This window comes from Parahaemophilus parainfluenzae (assembly GCF_001053575.1).
In the GTDB taxonomy this organism is placed as follows: domain Bacteria; phylum Pseudomonadota; class Gammaproteobacteria; order Enterobacterales; family Pasteurellaceae; genus Haemophilus_D; species Haemophilus_D parainfluenzae_S.
Genome location: NZ_JVSL01000038.1, coordinates 1 through 15973, shown reverse-complemented (window position 1 = coordinate 15973; position 15973 = coordinate 1). Strand labels below are relative to the sequence as shown.

17 protein-coding genes are annotated in these 15973 nt (G+C 38.6%); 13 read left to right on the top strand and 4 right to left on the bottom strand.

Annotated elements, in window-relative coordinates; translation table 11 throughout:
* The first annotated feature begins 71 nt into the window (after window positions 1–71).
* Window positions 72–524, top strand: coding sequence for a transcriptional regulator AsnC (gene asnC / locus AC979_RS08330; protein WP_049367595.1), 453 nt, complete (start codon window positions 72–74; stop codon window positions 522–524).
* Window positions 525–578: 54 nt separating this feature from the next.
* On the opposite strand, the gene AC979_RS08325 is transcribed toward asnC, so the two are convergent.
* Window positions 579–1874 (bottom strand): NAD(P)/FAD-dependent oxidoreductase, encoded by a 1296-nt coding sequence (locus tag AC979_RS08325; protein WP_049373806.1) that lies wholly within the window; start codon window positions 1872–1874, stop codon window positions 579–581.
* A 158-nt stretch (window positions 1875–2032) separates the two neighbouring features.
* Between AC979_RS08325 and AC979_RS08320 the strand changes: the two genes are divergently transcribed.
* On the top strand, window positions 2033–3088 hold the full coding sequence (locus AC979_RS08320; protein ID WP_049373805.1) for an extracellular solute-binding protein: 1056 nt from the start codon (window positions 2033–2035) through the stop codon (window positions 3086–3088).
* Window positions 3089–3149: 61 nt separating this feature from the next.
* Entirely contained in the window at window positions 3150–3575 is a 426-nt protein-coding gene (locus tag AC979_RS08315; RefSeq protein WP_049365721.1) for a PACE efflux transporter, read from the top strand.
* Window positions 3576–3664: 89 nt separating this feature from the next.
* Here AC979_RS08315 and purB read toward each other — a convergent pair whose 3' ends face one another.
* Both purB and hflD read right to left on the bottom strand, forming a co-directional pair.
* Window positions 3665–5032, bottom strand: a complete 1368-nt coding sequence (gene purB / locus AC979_RS08310; RefSeq protein WP_049373804.1) for an adenylosuccinate lyase — start codon at window positions 5030–5032, stop codon at window positions 3665–3667.
* 16 nt (window positions 5033–5048) lie between these two features.
* Window positions 5049–5672 carry a high frequency lysogenization protein HflD gene (hflD, locus tag AC979_RS08305; protein ID WP_049373820.1) on the bottom strand — a complete coding sequence of 208 codons (624 nt, stop codon included), beginning with the start codon at window positions 5670–5672 and terminating at the stop codon, window positions 5049–5051.
* Between the two features lie 140 nt (window positions 5673–5812).
* Here hflD and trpS point away from each other — a divergent pair, with 140 nt between their 5' ends.
* The 5 genes from trpS to deoD all read left to right on the top strand — a co-directional run bounded on the left by trpS (window position 5813) and on the right by deoD (window position 10183).
* Window positions 5813–6817 carry a tryptophan--tRNA ligase gene (trpS, locus tag AC979_RS08300; RefSeq protein ID WP_049373803.1) on the top strand — a complete coding sequence of 335 codons (1005 nt, stop codon included), beginning with the start codon at window positions 5813–5815 and terminating at the stop codon, window positions 6815–6817.
* A 55-nt stretch (window positions 6818–6872) separates the two neighbouring features.
* On the top strand, window positions 6873–7163 hold the full coding sequence (locus AC979_RS08295; protein ID WP_049373802.1) for a YfcZ/YiiS family protein: 291 nt from the start codon (window positions 6873–6875) through the stop codon (window positions 7161–7163).
* A gap of 32 nt (window positions 7164–7195) precedes the next feature.
* Window positions 7196–7984: a 4Fe-4S cluster-binding domain-containing protein gene (locus AC979_RS08290; RefSeq protein WP_049373801.1), complete on the top strand. Its 789-nt coding sequence runs from the start codon at window positions 7196–7198 to the stop codon at window positions 7982–7984.
* A 106-nt stretch (window positions 7985–8090) separates the two neighbouring features.
* Entirely contained in the window at window positions 8091–9338 is a 1248-nt protein-coding gene (locus AC979_RS08285; protein ID WP_049369746.1) for a NupC/NupG family nucleoside CNT transporter, read from the top strand.
* Window positions 9339–9466: 128 nt separating this feature from the next.
* A complete protein-coding gene (gene deoD, locus AC979_RS08280; RefSeq protein ID WP_049373800.1) occupies window positions 9467–10183 on the top strand; it encodes a purine-nucleoside phosphorylase in 717 nt (238 codons plus the stop codon).
* A gap of 63 nt (window positions 10184–10246) precedes the next feature.
* Here deoD and greB read toward each other — a convergent pair whose 3' ends face one another.
* The gene (gene greB, locus AC979_RS08275) at window positions 10247–10723 is read right to left on the bottom strand and encodes a transcription elongation factor GreB (protein ID WP_005697419.1); all 477 of its coding nucleotides are present in this window, start codon (window positions 10721–10723) and stop codon (window positions 10247–10249) included.
* Window positions 10724–10829: 106 nt separating this feature from the next.
* On the opposite strand from greB, the gene AC979_RS08270 reads away from it, so the two are divergent.
* The 5 genes from AC979_RS08270 to AC979_RS08250 all read left to right on the top strand — a co-directional run.
* Window positions 10830–13142, top strand: a complete 2313-nt coding sequence (locus AC979_RS08270; RefSeq protein ID WP_049373799.1) for a Tex family protein — start codon at window positions 10830–10832, stop codon at window positions 13140–13142.
* A 102-nt stretch (window positions 13143–13244) separates the two neighbouring features.
* Window positions 13245–13628, top strand: coding sequence for a hypothetical protein (locus AC979_RS08265; protein WP_005694761.1), 384 nt, complete (start codon window positions 13245–13247; stop codon window positions 13626–13628).
* A gap of 124 nt (window positions 13629–13752) precedes the next feature.
* Complete coding sequence (locus AC979_RS08260; RefSeq protein ID WP_049367587.1) at window positions 13753–14121, top strand: hypothetical protein; 369 nt, start codon at window positions 13753–13755, stop codon at window positions 14119–14121.
* 261 nt (window positions 14122–14382) lie between these two features.
* Window positions 14383–14886 carry a contact-dependent growth inhibition system immunity protein gene (locus AC979_RS08255; protein ID WP_049373798.1) on the top strand — a complete coding sequence of 168 codons (504 nt, stop codon included), beginning with the start codon at window positions 14383–14385 and terminating at the stop codon, window positions 14884–14886.
* A gap of 200 nt (window positions 14887–15086) precedes the next feature.
* A partial coding sequence (locus AC979_RS08250; protein ID WP_049373797.1) for an Imm49 family immunity protein occupies window positions 15087–15973 on the top strand: 887 nt, incomplete at its 3' end.

Genomic DNA, 15973 nt, shown 5'->3' with positions numbered 1-15973 from the left:
ATTGTTTTAAATGTTGAATATTATCAAAAATAAAGAAGATATTTTGAAAAAGATCTAATAAGGAGTGTTTTATGAACAATATCGATACACTTGATCGCCAAATTCTCCGTGTGCTGACTAAAGATGCGCGTACACCTTATGCCGAAATGGCGAAAAGCTTTGGCGTGAGCCCAGGTACGATTCATGTTCGTGTAGAGAAAATGCGTCAGTCTGGTTTGATTGAAGGCACAAAAGCGATTATTGATGAGCGTAAGCTGGGTTATGATGTGTGCTGCTTTATTGGCATTATTTTGAAAAGCGCAAAAGATTACGAAAAAGTGATTAAAAAGCTCGACACCTTTGATGAAGTGGTGGAAGCCTATTACACCACGGGAAATTATTCTATTTTTATCAAAGTGATGACACACACCATTGCTGAATTACATTCCGTGTTGGCGACTAAGATCCAGTTAATTGATGAAATTCAATCAACGGAAACCTTGATTTCCATGCAAAATCCAATTTTACGAGACATTAAACCTTAAATGTCATCGAAACAATAAAGGCGTGTTTGATACACGCCTTTGCTTTTTTTTTGATTAACGATAACGATCGAGGAATTTGTAATAGAGTGTGCCGATCTTGGTGGCTAAGTTTTTGAGGGATTTTCCACCGTAAAACGAAGGCACTTTCAACCCTTCAAAAATTCTCAAACGTTCGTCATTGCCTAAAATTGCTTCGGCAATAATGCGTCCAGCAAGTCCAGTGAGTGCGACGCCGTGTCCAGAATAGCCTTGAGCAAAATAAATGTGCGGTGAGATACGCCCGAAATGTGGGGTAGCGTTCATTGTCATATCAATCGGTCCAGCCCAGCCATAGTCAATTTTGACGTTTTCTAATTGTGGGAAGACATGCAGCATATTGCGGCGCATAATTTGCACCATATCTTTTTCGGAGCTTGAATCGCTACCAAATAACAAACGGTTATCCGCACTCAAACGATAGTAATCGAGCAAAATATTGTTATCACAAACAGACATGCCATTATTGATTACGGAATCAGCCGTGGCTTGATCTAATGGCTCGGTTGCAATAATAAAGCTTTCGACTGGCAAAATTTTACGATTAATGCCGTGATGAATGGATTTCGGTAGTGCATCAATATAAGCGTTGGTGGCTAAAATAACGTCTTGAGAAATGACCGCACTTTTATCGGTTTTAACTTCAATACAACCTGATTTTTCTATTAAATCCACAACGGGCGATTGTTCGTAAATCTGCACGCCTAAATCTAAGCAGGCTTTTGCTAAGCCTAAGCAATAGTTAAGTGGGTGTAAGTGGCCTGAATTGCTATCGTATAAACCGCCTACATAAATATCGCTGCCTAGATGTTGTTTCAGTTTGGCTTTATCCCAAAGTTGCATTTTGTCATAGCCAAAAGTCGCGTGGCTGGCTTTTTCCATTTCAATGAGATCATCCATACGACGTTCATTTAACGCCAATGTGGCATAGCCTTTTTTCCAATCGCATTGAATGCCATATTTCGCAATGCGTTCATCAATAATATCAATGGCTTCTAGCGACATATCCCAAAGTTTTTTCGCTTTATCAAAGCCCACTTGAGCAATATATTCATCAATGCCTTCTTCAAAACCATTGATAGCTTGACCGCCACTTCTGCCGGAAGCGCCAAATCCTACTCTTGCACCTTCTAACACAATGACTTTCTTGCCTTTTTCTGCTAATTCAAGGGCTGCGGATAAACCGAAGAAACCCGCACCAATAACACAAACATCCGCTTCTTCTTGCTGAGTGAGAGGGGGCAATTCGAAGGTTTGGTTTCGACTGTCGAAATAATAAGATTTGATATGTTCTTGATGAGCAAATTCGAGCATGATTGATGCCTAATTAACATAAAATTGAAATTGAGGGAATCTTACCCTGATGGGAAAATATGTCAAACCTTTTGCAAAAAAGGTGCTATACTCCTTAAGTTTACATAAGTAAACGATTGCTTAAGGTTTATTTTGATTGTCCTGAGGAGGTCAATAAATTGAAAAAAAATGCTGTTCAATACATTAAATCACTTTGTCTGTCTGCCGTCGCATTCGTCGCAACCTCTGCGGCATTTGCTGCTGAAAAACTTTATGTTTATAACTGGACTGACTATGTGCCATCTAATTTGGTTGCGGAATTTACCAAAGAAACCGGCATTGAAGTGATTTATTCAACATTTGAAAGTAATGAAGAAATGTATGCTAAATTGAAGCTGACCTCTAGTACAGGTAGTGGTTATGATTTAGTTTTCCCATCAAGCTATTACGTCAACAAAATGGCGAAAGAAGGCATGTTACAAGAGCTTGATCACAGCAAATTAAGTAATTTTAAACAAATTCCAGCAAATTTATTAAACAAGGAATTTGACCCAAATAACAAATATTCTCTGCCTTACGTTTATGGCTTAACCGGTATCGGCGTGAATGCGGATGATATTGACCCAAGCAAAATTACGAGTTGGGCTGATTTTTGGAATCCGGAATTTAAAGGTAAGGTATTATTAACCAGTGATGCGCGTGAAGTGTTCCACATTGCATTGATATTAGATGGAAAATCACCCAATACCAAGAATGAAGAAGACATTAAAGCGGCTTACGAGCGCTTAGTGAAATTGTTACCAAATGTGGTGACTTTTAACTCTGACTCGCCAGAAGTGCCGTTTGTTCAAGGTGAAGCTTCTATCGGTATGTTATGGAATGGTTCGGCTTATTTAGCACACAAAGAAAATCCAAGTATCCAATTTGTGTATCCAAAAGAAGGCGCGATTTTCTGGATGGATAACTACGCGATTCCAAAAGGTGCGAAAAATACAGAGGGCGCTTATAAATTTATCGACTTCTTACTTCGTCCTGAAAATGCGAAATTAGTGGTTGAAAAAATGGGCTTCTCAATGCCAAATGAAGGCGTGAAAGCGTTACTTTCACCAGAGATGGCGAATAACCCGACCTTGTTCCCATCTGCTGAAAACATTGAAAAAGGCATTATGCAAGGCGATGTGGGGGAAGCAGTGGACATTTACGAAAAATATTGGAATAAATTAAAAACCAATTAATCAAATATTGATGAAAAGTGCGGTGAATTTGGCCGCACTTTTGCTTTGTAAAGGATGACAAATGAGTTTTCTTGAGCGACTTTTTCACGCAATCTTGTTTGAAACCACGGTTGTGTTGCTTTCTGTTTTCGCTTTGTATTTCTTTACAGAAGAAAGTGTTTCTATTCTCTTTGGGTCCATGGTACTGGTTTCCTTAACCGCCATGCTATGGAACCTCGTCTTTAATTATTTTCTTGATAAAGTCTTTACGGGACCGCGAGAAAAGCGAGGTGTCATATTTCGTACTTTACATGCCATTTCATTTGAGGGCGGTTTGCTTATTTTCACCGTGCCGATCATTGCTTACTTTTTAAAAGTGGATTGGATTACAGCTTTTATGATGGATTTCAGCTTAACGGTGATGGTGACCGTTTATACCTTTATTTTTAATTGGGTATATGATCACGCGCGATTGCTGTTTATTAAGCGAGAAGGATGCAATAGATAAGAGAAGAAAGAAAAAAGTGCGGTCAAAATCTAAGATGTTTTTGACCGCACTTTGACTTTTTAGGGCATGAAAAACTGCCCTTTTCTTTATTAAAGTTTTTCCACTAACTCAATGGCTGCGCCAATATAGGTTGCAGGAGTGAGTTGTTGTAAACGTGCTTTTTCATCGGCTGGGATATCCAGTTTTTCGATGAATTCACGCATTGCTTTTTCATCAACACGTTTACCACGTGTAAGCTCTTTTAATTTTTCGTATGGTTTTTCAATACCATAGCGACGCATCACGGTTTGAATTGGCTCAGCTAAAACTTCCCAGTTTTGGTTGAGTTCATCACGGAGATGTTGTTCATTCACTTCTAATTTGCTGATACCTTTACGCGTTGCGGCATACGCAATTAAGCAATAACCTAAACCCACACCTAAGTTACGTAATACAGTGGAGTCCGTTAAGTCACGTTGCCAGCGAGAAATTGGTAATTTTTGACCTAGGTGAGTCATCACGGCATTGGCTAAACCTAAGTTACCTTCTGAGTTTTCGAAGTCGATAGGATTTACTTTATGTGGCATGGTAGATGAACCAATTTCACCCGCGATAGTGCGTTGTTTAAAGTGATTTAACGCAATGTAGCCCCATAAGTCACGGTCGAAGTCGATGATGATGGTATTAAAACGAACCACGGCATCAAAGTATTCAGCAATGTAATCATGTGGCTCAATTTGAGTAGTGTATGGGTTCCAATCTAAACCTAATGAGGTGACAAACTCTTCGCTGAATTTGTGCCAGTTGATATTTGGATAAGCCGATAAATGCGCATTGTAGTTACCCACAGCACCGTTGATTTTACCCAAGATTTCATTTTGTTGGAGTTGTTTGAATTGGCGTTTTAAACGGTAAACCACGTTCGCCATTTCTTTACCCACAGTACTTGGTGAAGCAGGTTGGCCGTGTGTACGAGAAAGTAATGGGATGGTTTTGTATTCGTTTGCTAGGCGGGTGATTTCATCAATCAGTTTTTGCCATTCCGGTAAGATTACTTCTTCACGCGCCGTTTTTAACATTAAGGCATGAGAAAGGTTGTTAATATCTTCCGAGGTACAAGCAAAGTGAATAAATTCAGAGACTTTGGCTAATTCTGGTAAAGCTTCACTTTTTTCTTTTAAGAAATACTCAACCGCTTTTACGTCATGATTCGTAGTGCGTTCAATTTCTTTGATACGTTCAGCATCTTGAAGACTGAATTCTTCCACAATTTTATTAAGGTAATCGTTTGCTTCTTTGGACAAAGAAGAAACTTCTTGGATTTCAGCGGTCGCCGCCAATTTTTGTAACCAACGTACTTCCACGGTGACACGGAATTTGAGCAAGCCAAATTCACTGAAAATACCACGCAATGCAGTGGTTTTATCTTGATAACGACCGTCAATCGGGGAAAGAGCGGTTAATGCGGAAAGTTGCATAAGAGTTCTCCAAGGATTAATTTAAAGTTAAGTAGAGTTGTCGTGCCGCTTGCACTAATTTTTTACGATGAAATAACAGCTGCCATTTGCTGCCGCCGACTTGACGCCACAAAACGGCAGAACGAATGCCGGCAAGTAAACACGCACGAATTTTGTCTTGCACGTTTTGTTGCTGTAAATGATATGCCGAACCAATAATGTGGATGCGTTTACCTAAAGGGCTAATCGTATCGACATAAATATTTGCCATGATAGAAAACATCTCATCATCAAATTGATTGTCGTGATAAGCAAGTTGTTCCGGTAAACGAGCAATACGGCGGCCAAGTTCTTGTTTAATTTCAGGTTGTTTGTTTAATTTGCTCTCTAACGCTAACAAGCTGCCCCAATAATTTAATAAATTTTTGTCATTCAATTGGGTGAGTTGCTCGATAAGTGTGTTTAATCCCACTTTAAGATGTTGAATATCACCGCCAAATACGGCTAATGTATCTTCGGGTTGAGTAATGAGAAGAGAATGAATGGTGGTTTGGAATGCATCTTGGTTATCAACTTCGCCTTTTTGAGCTAATTGACTGATTAATAAGACTGATTGACAAACACCGGCAAGTGCCAGAGCCATATCATTATAATTTTTCATTGGGATTATAAATTGTGAGCTGCAGAAATTTTTGGCGTAATATAGCATTTTTACACATTGTTTTGAACTCAATCATTAAAAAACGCCCTATCTTTTGTTATCATAGCGCCAATTCAGTTTATAGAATAAAAGGATAACCAATGACAAAACCAATTGTATTCAGTGGCGTGCAGCCTTCCGGCGAATTAACTATCGGGAATTATTTAGGTGCACTTCGCAACTGGGTGAAAATGCAAGACGATTATGAGTGTATTTTCTGTGTGGTGGATTTACATGCCATCACTGTACGTCAAGACCCTACGGCACTTCGCAAGGCAACTCTTGATGTGCTCGCCCTTTATTTGGCTTGTGGCATTGATCCGAATAAAAGCACGATCTTCGTGCAATCTCATGTACCAGAACATACTCAACTAAGCTGGGTATTAAACTGCTACACCTATTTTGGTGAAATGAGCCGTATGACTCAATTTAAAGATAAATCAGCACGTTATGCCGAAAATATTAACGTGGGGTTATTTGATTATCCGGTTTTAATGGCGGCAGATATCTTACTTTATCAAGCAAAAAGCGTGCCGGTAGGGGATGACCAAAAACAACATTTAGAAATTACCCGTGATATTGCGGCTCGTTTTAATGCCCTTTATGGTGATATTTTCACGATTCCTGAAATTTTCTTAGGCAAAGCAGGCGCGCGTATTATGTCTTTACAAGATCCTGATAAAAAAATGTCAAAATCAGATGATAACCGTAATAACGTGGTGACCTTGCTTGAAGATCCAAAATCGGTGGCGAAAAAAATTAAACGTGCGGTAACAGATTCTGATGAACCACCTGTTGTACGTTATGACGTAAAAAACAAAGCGGGTGTGTCTAACTTATTAGATATCCTTTCTGCAGTAACGGATAAATCTGTGGCAGAGCTTGAAAAAGAATTTGAAGGCAAAATGTACGGCCACTTAAAAACAGCCGTTGCAGATGAAGTGTCAAACTTACTTACTGGTTTACAAGAACGTTTCTATCAATATCGTAATGATGAAGCACTTTTAGACGAGATTTTACGTCAAGGTGCGGAAAAAGCCCGCGTAAGAGCAAAAGCAACCCTTGATAAAGTGTACGAAGCCGTCGGCTTTGTTGCAGCAAAATAATTTTAAACTTAATAAGCCGTGTTCTGTCACGGCTTTTTTAGATAAGGAGAAAAATATGGCTATTCAAACTGAAAAACCAATTGAATGTGTAGGTTGTAATACTTTCGATATGAAATCATTGTTTGATAACAGCGATTGTAGTTTACCTATCGAACAGTTTTACGCCACTCGTCAAGATGCAGAAGGTGCATTGGAATATTTCACGTTAAAAGCACGTGATATCGAAAGTGAACCTTGTCAAATTCAGTCTGAAATTCAACAGGTTGAAGATGGATACTTGCTTAAAGCGGTTTTCACATTCTGCTGCCAAGCGGAATTAGTGATTTTCCAAATGAAACTTGTGTAAGTGATAACTTACTTTAGAAAATAGCGTTTTTTGTGACCGCACTTTCTGATATTTATGTTCCCCTGCATCGTATTATTCCTTTTTCTAATGTAGAAGGGCAGGGGAATCGCACCAGTATTTTCTTACAAGGTTGTAAGTTAAACTGCCTTTATTGCCATAATCCAGAAACCATTCCTCGCTATGCAGAAGGCGCTCATCAAGTCAGCCTGCAGTATTTGTATGAGCAAGTAATGGATGCAGTTCCTTTCATTCGTGGTGTGACAGTTTCTGGCGGGGAACCTACTATTCATCATAAAAAGCTTGTTCCATTGTTTCAAAAACTACGTGAGGAAGGGCTAACTTGCTATTTAGATAGCAGTGGTTTCTTTGAATTTGACGCAATTCGTCCTTTAATTGAGGTTACAGACAAATTTCTCTTTGATTTGAAAGGAGAAGGACTTGGCCTACAACATTTGTGCTTTGATAGACAAAATCGTCAAGGCATTGTCCCGAAAAACATCATCCCCACTCATCAACATATCAAGCAAGAAAACTTAGATCGCAATTTGAAGAACTTGGCGCAATTATTACCATTGAATAAAGTGGAAGAAGTGCGGTTAGTTTATGTGGTGAATTTTTTTGATGCAGAAAAATTGGTGGAAAAGGTCGCAGCCTTATTGAAAGACTATCCGGATGTCTTGTTGAAAATTATTCGAATGCACACAAAAGGTGCACGAGATGCCGAAGGACTCACGCCTTATGTCCCAACTGTTGAACAGACCCAAACGCTTGAAAACTATGCGAAATCTTGTGGTCTGACCAAAATTGTGACCATTTTATAAGCAAACATGACAAAAAGGAGTAAAAATATTCCGACTTTTTACCGAAAAACAAGTAGAATAGGACAATTTTATTCACTTACTTATCTAACCAACCTAGGGGAAAAAAATGGGTATTTTAGGTAGCGTTTTAGGCATTGTCGTATTACTGATCATTGCCGTATTATTTTCAAATAATCGTAAGGCGATTAATTTACGTACTGTATTAGGGGCTTTGGCGATCCAAATCGGATTTGCGGCCCTTATTTTGTATGTGCCGTTTGGTCGCGATGCATTACAAGCGACAGCAAATGGTGTATCAAATGTTATCGCCTATGGTAATGAAGGGATTAACTTCGTCTTTGGTGGCTTAGCGGATCCTTCAAATGCCGGCTTTATCTTTGCGGTGAAAGTGTTACCAATCATCGTCTTTTTCTCTGGTTTAATTTCTGTGCTTTATTACTTAGGCATTATGCAAGTTGTCATCAAAGTGATTGGTGGTGCATTGCAAGCGGCGTTAGGTACATCTAAAGCAGAATCAATGTCTGCAGCAGCGAATATCTTCGTTGGTCAAACTGAAGCACCTTTAGTGGTTCGTCCTTACATTAAAAATATGACCCAATCTGAATTGTTCGCTATTATGGCGGGTGGTACAGCTTCTATCGCGGGCTCAGTCATGGCAGGTTATGCAGGAATGGGCGTGCCGTTGACTTACTTAATCGCAGCATCTTTCATGGCTGCACCAGCAGGTTTATTATTTGCGAAAATTTTATTCCCACAAACTGAACAATTTAACGATAAACAACCTGAAACGGATGATAGCGAAAAACCAACCAACGTGCTTGAGGCCATGGCGGGTGGTGCTAGTGCCGGTATGCAATTAGCGTTAAACGTAGGTGCGATGTTAATCGCGTTCGTGGGTTTAATTGCTTTAGTTAATGGTATTTTAGGTGGTGTAGGCGGCTGGTTCGGTTACGGTGATTTAACATTACAATCAATCTTTGGTTGGATCTTCAAACCATTAGCCTACTTAATTGGTGTATCTTGGGATGAATCTGCAATCGCGGGTCAAATGATTGGTATGAAATTAGCCGTAAATGAATTCGTGGGTTACTTAGAGTTCGCGAAATACTTACAACCAGATACAGCAGTTGTATTAAGTGAAAAAACTAAAGCCATCATTACTTTCGCATTATGTGGTTTTGCTAACTTCAGCTCTATCGCAATCTTAATCGGTGGTATCGGTGGTATGGCACCAAATCGTCGTGGTGATGTTGCGCGCTTAGGTTTAAAAGCAGTTGTAGCGGGTACATTAGCTAACTTAATGAGTGCGACTATCGCAGGTTTATTCATCGAGTTAAGCGGCGTAGCAATGTAATTAAAATGTGGTGAATTTTGACCGCACTTTATCTCTCAACACCACGAATCATTCGTGGTGTTGTATTTTAAAGCAGGCGAAAACGTTTGCTTAAATGATTTTTTATTTATCAACAAGAGGAAAAAACAATGACTCCACATATTAACGCTCCTGAAGGCGCATTTGCAGATGTTGTATTAATGCCAGGCGATCCGCTTCGTGCAAAATATATTGCTGAAACATTCTTAGAAGATGCGAAAGAAGTGACTAACGTTCGCAATATGTTGGGTTATACCGGTACTTATAAAGGTCGCCGTATCTCTGTTATGGGTCACGGTATGGGTATCCCATCTTGCTCAATTTATGCGAAAGAATTAATTACTGAATACGGCGTGAAAAAAATTATTCGTGTTGGTTCTTGTGGTGCTGTACGTATGGACGTTAAATTACGTGATGTAGTTATCGGCCTTGGTGCATGTACTGATTCAAAAGTAAACCGTATCCGTTTCAAAGATAACGATTTTGCTGCAATTGCTGATTTTGATATGGCACAAGCAGCGGTTCAAGCAGCGAAAGAAAAAGGTAAGCAAGTTCGCGTAGGGAATCTCTTCTCTGCAGACTTATTCTATACGCCAGATTTCGACATGTTTGATGTGATGGAAAAATACGGCATCTTAGGCGTAGAAATGGAAGCAGCGGGTATCTATGGCGTAGCAGCAGAATATGGTGCAAAAGCACTTTGTATCTGTACCGTTTCAGACCATATTCGTACACACGAACAAACCACTGCAGAAGAACGTCAATTAACTTTCAATGATATGATTGAGATTGCGTTAGAGTCTGTATTAATTGGTGATAAAGCATAATTGCTCCGATTAATAGAATAAAAAAGAGCGGTCAATTTGACCGCTCTTTTGTTTTGAGAGTAACTATTTCTCATACCAAATTCGGTTCACATAGAGCACAACTTTACCAGAGGGTGTTTCCACATGAATTTCATCATCAACGCCTTTCCCGATTAAAGCGCGCGCGACGGGAGAATCAATGGAGATCCAGTTTTTAGCGGGATCGAATTCATCGCAGCCGACAAGGCGATATTGCTTCACTTCACCCTCTTCATCTTCTAGCTCAACCCATGCACCGAAAAATACTTTGCCTTCTTGTTTCGGGTGGTAATCCACGATTTGTAGCACTTCTAATCGTTTGGAAAGAAAACGCACGCGGCGATCAATTTCACGTAAGCGACGTTTGCCATAAATATATTCTGCGTTTTCACTGCGGTCACCAAGCGCCGCGGCATCTGAAACCGCTTGGGTAACTTTTGGGCGTTCTTCTTTCCACAAAAATTTCAGTTCTTGGTCAAGCGCAAGCCAGCCTTGACGGGTAATGTAATTTGATTTTGCCATAATAAAAATAAAAGAAATTTTTTTGAATTATATTTGAGCCTGTTGTCTAAAACCAGTATTCTATCCCCGTTTTTATCGAATCCTTTAATAACAAAGAAGTATGACAATGTTAAATCAACAAATTAGCCAAATTATTGCGGCAGAATTAACCGTTCAACCCCAACAAATCCTCGCCGCTATTCAATTATTAGATGATGGCAACACCATTCCATTTATCGCCCGTTATCGTAAAGAAGCCACGGGTGGCTTGGATGACACCCAACTTCGTCATTTTGAAACCCGTTTAATTTATTTACGTGAATTAGAAGATCGTCGTCAAACCATTTTGAAATCTATTGAAGAGCAAGGGAAATTGACTGATGAATTGCGTGACAAAATCCATGCGACACAAAGCAAAACCGAATTAGAAGATTTATATTTACCGTACAAACCAAAACGTCGCACCAAAGGTCAAATTGCGATTGAAGCAGGTCTTGAGCCATTGGCTGATTTACTTTGGAATGAGCCGAAAAATGATCCTGAAACGGCAGCCGCGGAATTTGTGAACGCTGATAAAGGCGTAACAGATACTAAGGTAGCCCTTGATGGCGCACGCTATATTTTAATGGAGCATTTTGCTGAAGATGCGGGTTTATTAGCGAAAGTCCGTGATTATTTAGCAAAAAATGCCGTTATCGTATCCAAAGTGATCGAAGGTAAAGAAACGGAAGGGGCAAAATTCCAAGATTATTTCGACCATCAAGAATTATTGAAAAATGTGCCTTCTCACCGTGCATTAGCGATGTTCCGTGGACGTAATGAGGGTATTTTACAATTAAGCTTAAATGCTGATCCTGATGCGGAAGAGGGAAGTCGCCAAAGCTACTGTGAAGAGATTATTCGTGATTATTTAGATGTACGTTTCACGGGGCAGCCTGCGGATAAATGGCGTGAGCAAGTGATTGCGTGGACATGGAAAATCAAAGTGTCGTTGCATTTAGAAACGGAATTAATGGCAAGTTTACGTGAAAAAGCGGAAGAAGAGGCTATTGATGTTTTCGCTCGAAATCTGACCGCACTTTTAATGGCTGCACCGGCTGGTGCGAAAAGCACCATGGGCTTGGACCCAGGCTTGCGTACGGGAGTGAAAGTCGCGGTGGTGGATAACACAGGTAAATTATTAGACACTACCACCATTTATCCACACACGGGGCGTGAAGCTGAAGCACAAGTGGTGATTTTCAGCTTGATTCGTAAGCATAATGTGGAATTAATTGCTATTGGTAACGGTACTGCTTCTCGTGAAACCGAACGTTTTGCGAAAGAAGTCATTAAAGAAATTAAAGAAAATAAACCACAAACTGTCGTGGTGAGCGAAGCGGGTGCATCTGTGTATTCTGCTTCTGAATTTGCGGCAAATGAATTCCCGAATTTAGATGTATCTTTGCGTGGTGCGGTCTCTATTGCGCGTCGTTTACAAGATCCATTGGCGGAATTAGTGAAAATCGAACCGAAAGCCATTGGTGTAGGGCAATATCAACACGATGTAAACCAAAGCCAGCTCGCGCGTAAGTTAGATGCGGTGGTGGAAGACTGCGTAAACGCAGTAGGTGTAGATTTGAATACAGCATCCGCGCCATTGCTTGCTCGCGTGGCTGGAATGACAAAAACCTTAGCGCAAAACATTGTGGAATACCGTGATGAAAATGGCCGTTTTGAAAGCCGCAGCGAATTGAAAAAAGTGCCACGTTTAGGGCCAAAAGCCTTTGAGCAATGTGCGGGCTTTATGCGTATTGCAGAAGGTAAAAATCCACTTGATGCTTCAGGTGTTCACCCAGAGGCTTACCCTGTGGTGGAAAAAATCTTGCAAGCCACCGCGCAATCTATTCAAGATTTAATGGGTAATGCCGGTGTGGTACGTCAGCTTGATGCAAAACAATTCATTGATGAGCAATTTGGTTTACCGACCGTCAAAGATATTTTCAAAGAATTGGAAAAACCAGGGCGCGATCCGCGTGGTGAATTCAAGACCGCTGTATTTGCAGAAGGCGTGGAAGAAATCACCGATTTAAAACCAGGTATGATTTTAGAAGGTACCGTCACCAATGTGACTAACTTCGGTGCATTTGTGGATATTGGTGTTCACCAAGATGGTTTAGTACATATTTCATCATTAAGCGATAAATTCGTAGAAGATCCACATCAAGTAGTGAAAACCGGCGATATCGTGAAAGTGAAAGTGTTGGAAGTGGATGTGCCGCGTAAACGTATTGCGTTGACGATGCGATTAGATGAAAGTGCGGTCAAAAATGACGGCAAATCTGACCGCACTTTAAGTGCCAAACCAAGAAGTAATGCACCTCGCCAAGATCGTCATCCAAGAGGAAATAGTGCGATGGGTAATGCCTTTGCCGATGCGTTGAAAAATTGGAAAAAATAATTTCGTCATTTAGATGAACATTGTGGCCAAATAGGCGTACAATAAAGGGGATCTGGTCAATCATCCAATCCCCTTTTTTATTTCAACGAAAGGAATATTCTTATGGAAAAAGGTATTCTTGGGCCGCATGAAGGCAAGGAGCTGGAATTAATGTTAAGGGGCGAAAAGCAAGTGGCATTATTTAATCAGGAGCTCGGTATTCCTGACGCCTTTCTCCCTTATCTTGAGCTAGGAATGCTTCATTCAAAAACGGTGCAACGTCATGTAAATGATGTTTGCTTAACTGATTTTATTGTCTATTTACCTCAATCTCTTGCACTCGCTGAACAAATGGAAGTGCTACTTCCTGCAAGCACTGTGAATGGTTTCGATCCAAAAGTGGAGCGTGAAATTGGCCGAATTCTTGGTTACCGAGAAAAAGATATCGAGTACTATATTCAGCATTTTCAAGATAATTTAGAGAAGTATCGGCAGCAGTATAGTTGATAGATTTAAATCCAAGTGTGAACAATAATTTTAAATATTAAAAAATATTCTCCTGGATGACGTTATATTTCTATAAAATATGGCTGTTTTATTATTTTCTATAAATTTATATTTAAGGTAAAAGATGATAGCAAAGAATAAGTATCTCATATCTTTATTTATAATTATTTATCTTGGAATACTTGCTTATGGAGTTTTGTCAGGAGGAATTTCTAAAAACTATACTAGAAAACAAGAGGGAGAGCGTCTTTATACGGCAATAAACCTTCAATTTAAAGATAAAATTCAATATCAAAATGTAGACTTCAGGTATGTTAAGGTTAGTTTGCATCTGCTCGGTGAGTTAAGTGATTATAAGGATTTTGTGTCTAAACGAGGTTATTCCGAAATTAGAGAAAATGTTTACTGTAAAAATGGTAATTTGATTACATTACACCACAATTTTCCTAATATTGAATTTCATTATGAATATGATTCTTCAGTATGTAAGTGATGTTTTAAGCGAGTTAATACTCACGTAAAAATTAAAATGTAGTACTTTTCAAATAAAAGTGCGGTCAAAAACATAAGAAATTTTGACCGCACTTTTGTTTCCAAAGATGATTATTCTAAGTAAACCTTATAATTTCACATTCACTTTTCTGTAGAAATATCACTATAGATAGAATAACAAGTCAAAGTGGTAAATTAGGTAATTGTTTAATGTATACTAGATCGAAAGGAACTAATATTATTGTTAATAAGGTAAATTGATATGACCAAACCTAAAGCTGCTTTTGTTAGAATTAATAAAGATTTCTTATTAGTTACCTCTTTTATTAGAGGAATGATTGCAATGACAGATCCAGATCAAGATTTTATTTTTAATGAAGTTGATATTTCTGATTTAGATCTAGGAAAGTTAATTAAAGAAAAGCTTAATGAAAGTAAAGAAATTTCGTTCGAAGAGTTTCAGGCTATCTTTAATTCTGAAAAAATGAAAGGATTACAAAAAAATCTCGAAGAGGAGATGAAAAAACGCTATGGATACAAAAATAAAAAATCGATCTATAAGGATATGTCTTTTTTATCTTTAGAACAAGAAGCTAGTTTTATAATTATAGCGCCACTTCACCAGGATTCTCTTGGTGGGTATTCAGGAATTTCACTTCCTGATAATTCACCATTAGAATTTAAATATGACAAGAATATTTCAGATGAAGAATTAGGAAAAGCTGTAAGAGAAGCCCTGACGTATTGTACGAGTATTTATCGGTAATATATTTCCTCAAAATATAAAGTGCGGTCAATTTCCAAAGAGTTTTTAAACCTCTCAAAAACTGACCGCACTTTCGTATTTTCAACGATGCTTATGTTAAGTGAATCAACTATTATAGCAGGTGTAGATAAATCAAATGGTAAAGTTGTGTTATTACCAGTTAGAGTTCCTAATAATAATTAGTCGTAAGAGGTGTAAATATGGAAAAGTATAAAGTTTTTTTAGGTAGTGATATTGCAAAGACTTACAGTGATGCAAAGAAATTCACTTTGGATAGGGTTGAAGAATATGTAGAATTTGACAATAAAAAATTGAAACTAGTATTGAGTCATATAGAAGAGTTCAATGGAAATGTATTTTCATTGATATTTTGGCTGAAAGATTATCATGTAGCATTAGCCTCTAAGCATTTATTAGAAAATGATATTTTAGGATTTAAAGAAAATGCTTCTATTGCGGGTTTCTTAGGTATTTTGTCTGAATATGATTTTCAATGGGCGTACAACGGAATTAATACAAATTTCTTTTTTATGAGTTTGCTTTCAGATAATCAAAAGTTGATTGATTATTTAATTAAACATCGTGATGAAATTGTGGATATTTCAGTCCCCTATAAACGAACTGATACGAGACCTTTTTTTAATGCGAACACTTTATTGGCATTAAGTGGCGATTGGCAATTATTAAAAGAACGCGCACTCACATTCTTAAATGATGAGAAAAAAGCCCGTGGTGATTTAAAGCGCATTCCTGATCATGAATTTTATGTGACACTAGCAGATAAAAATATAAAAGGAATGCAAGAGGCTTTAGATAAATTACTCGAACTTAAGCTTGCTAAACGAGCAGCAAAAGACACCCTTTTACATTTTGATTTTTACTTGCAACCGCAAGTTTTAATGTATGCCAAAATCGCAGCAATCCACGGTTTTGATTTGGGTATTGATAGCCCTATAGCACCCAAAGAATTGATTGATATAAATCCATTAGCAGAATATAAAATTCCTTATGATTTTATGAAATTATTTGATTTTGATGCGCCCCATCAAGTTTGGGTAAATTATGTCAAACAAAGAATGGAAGAAGC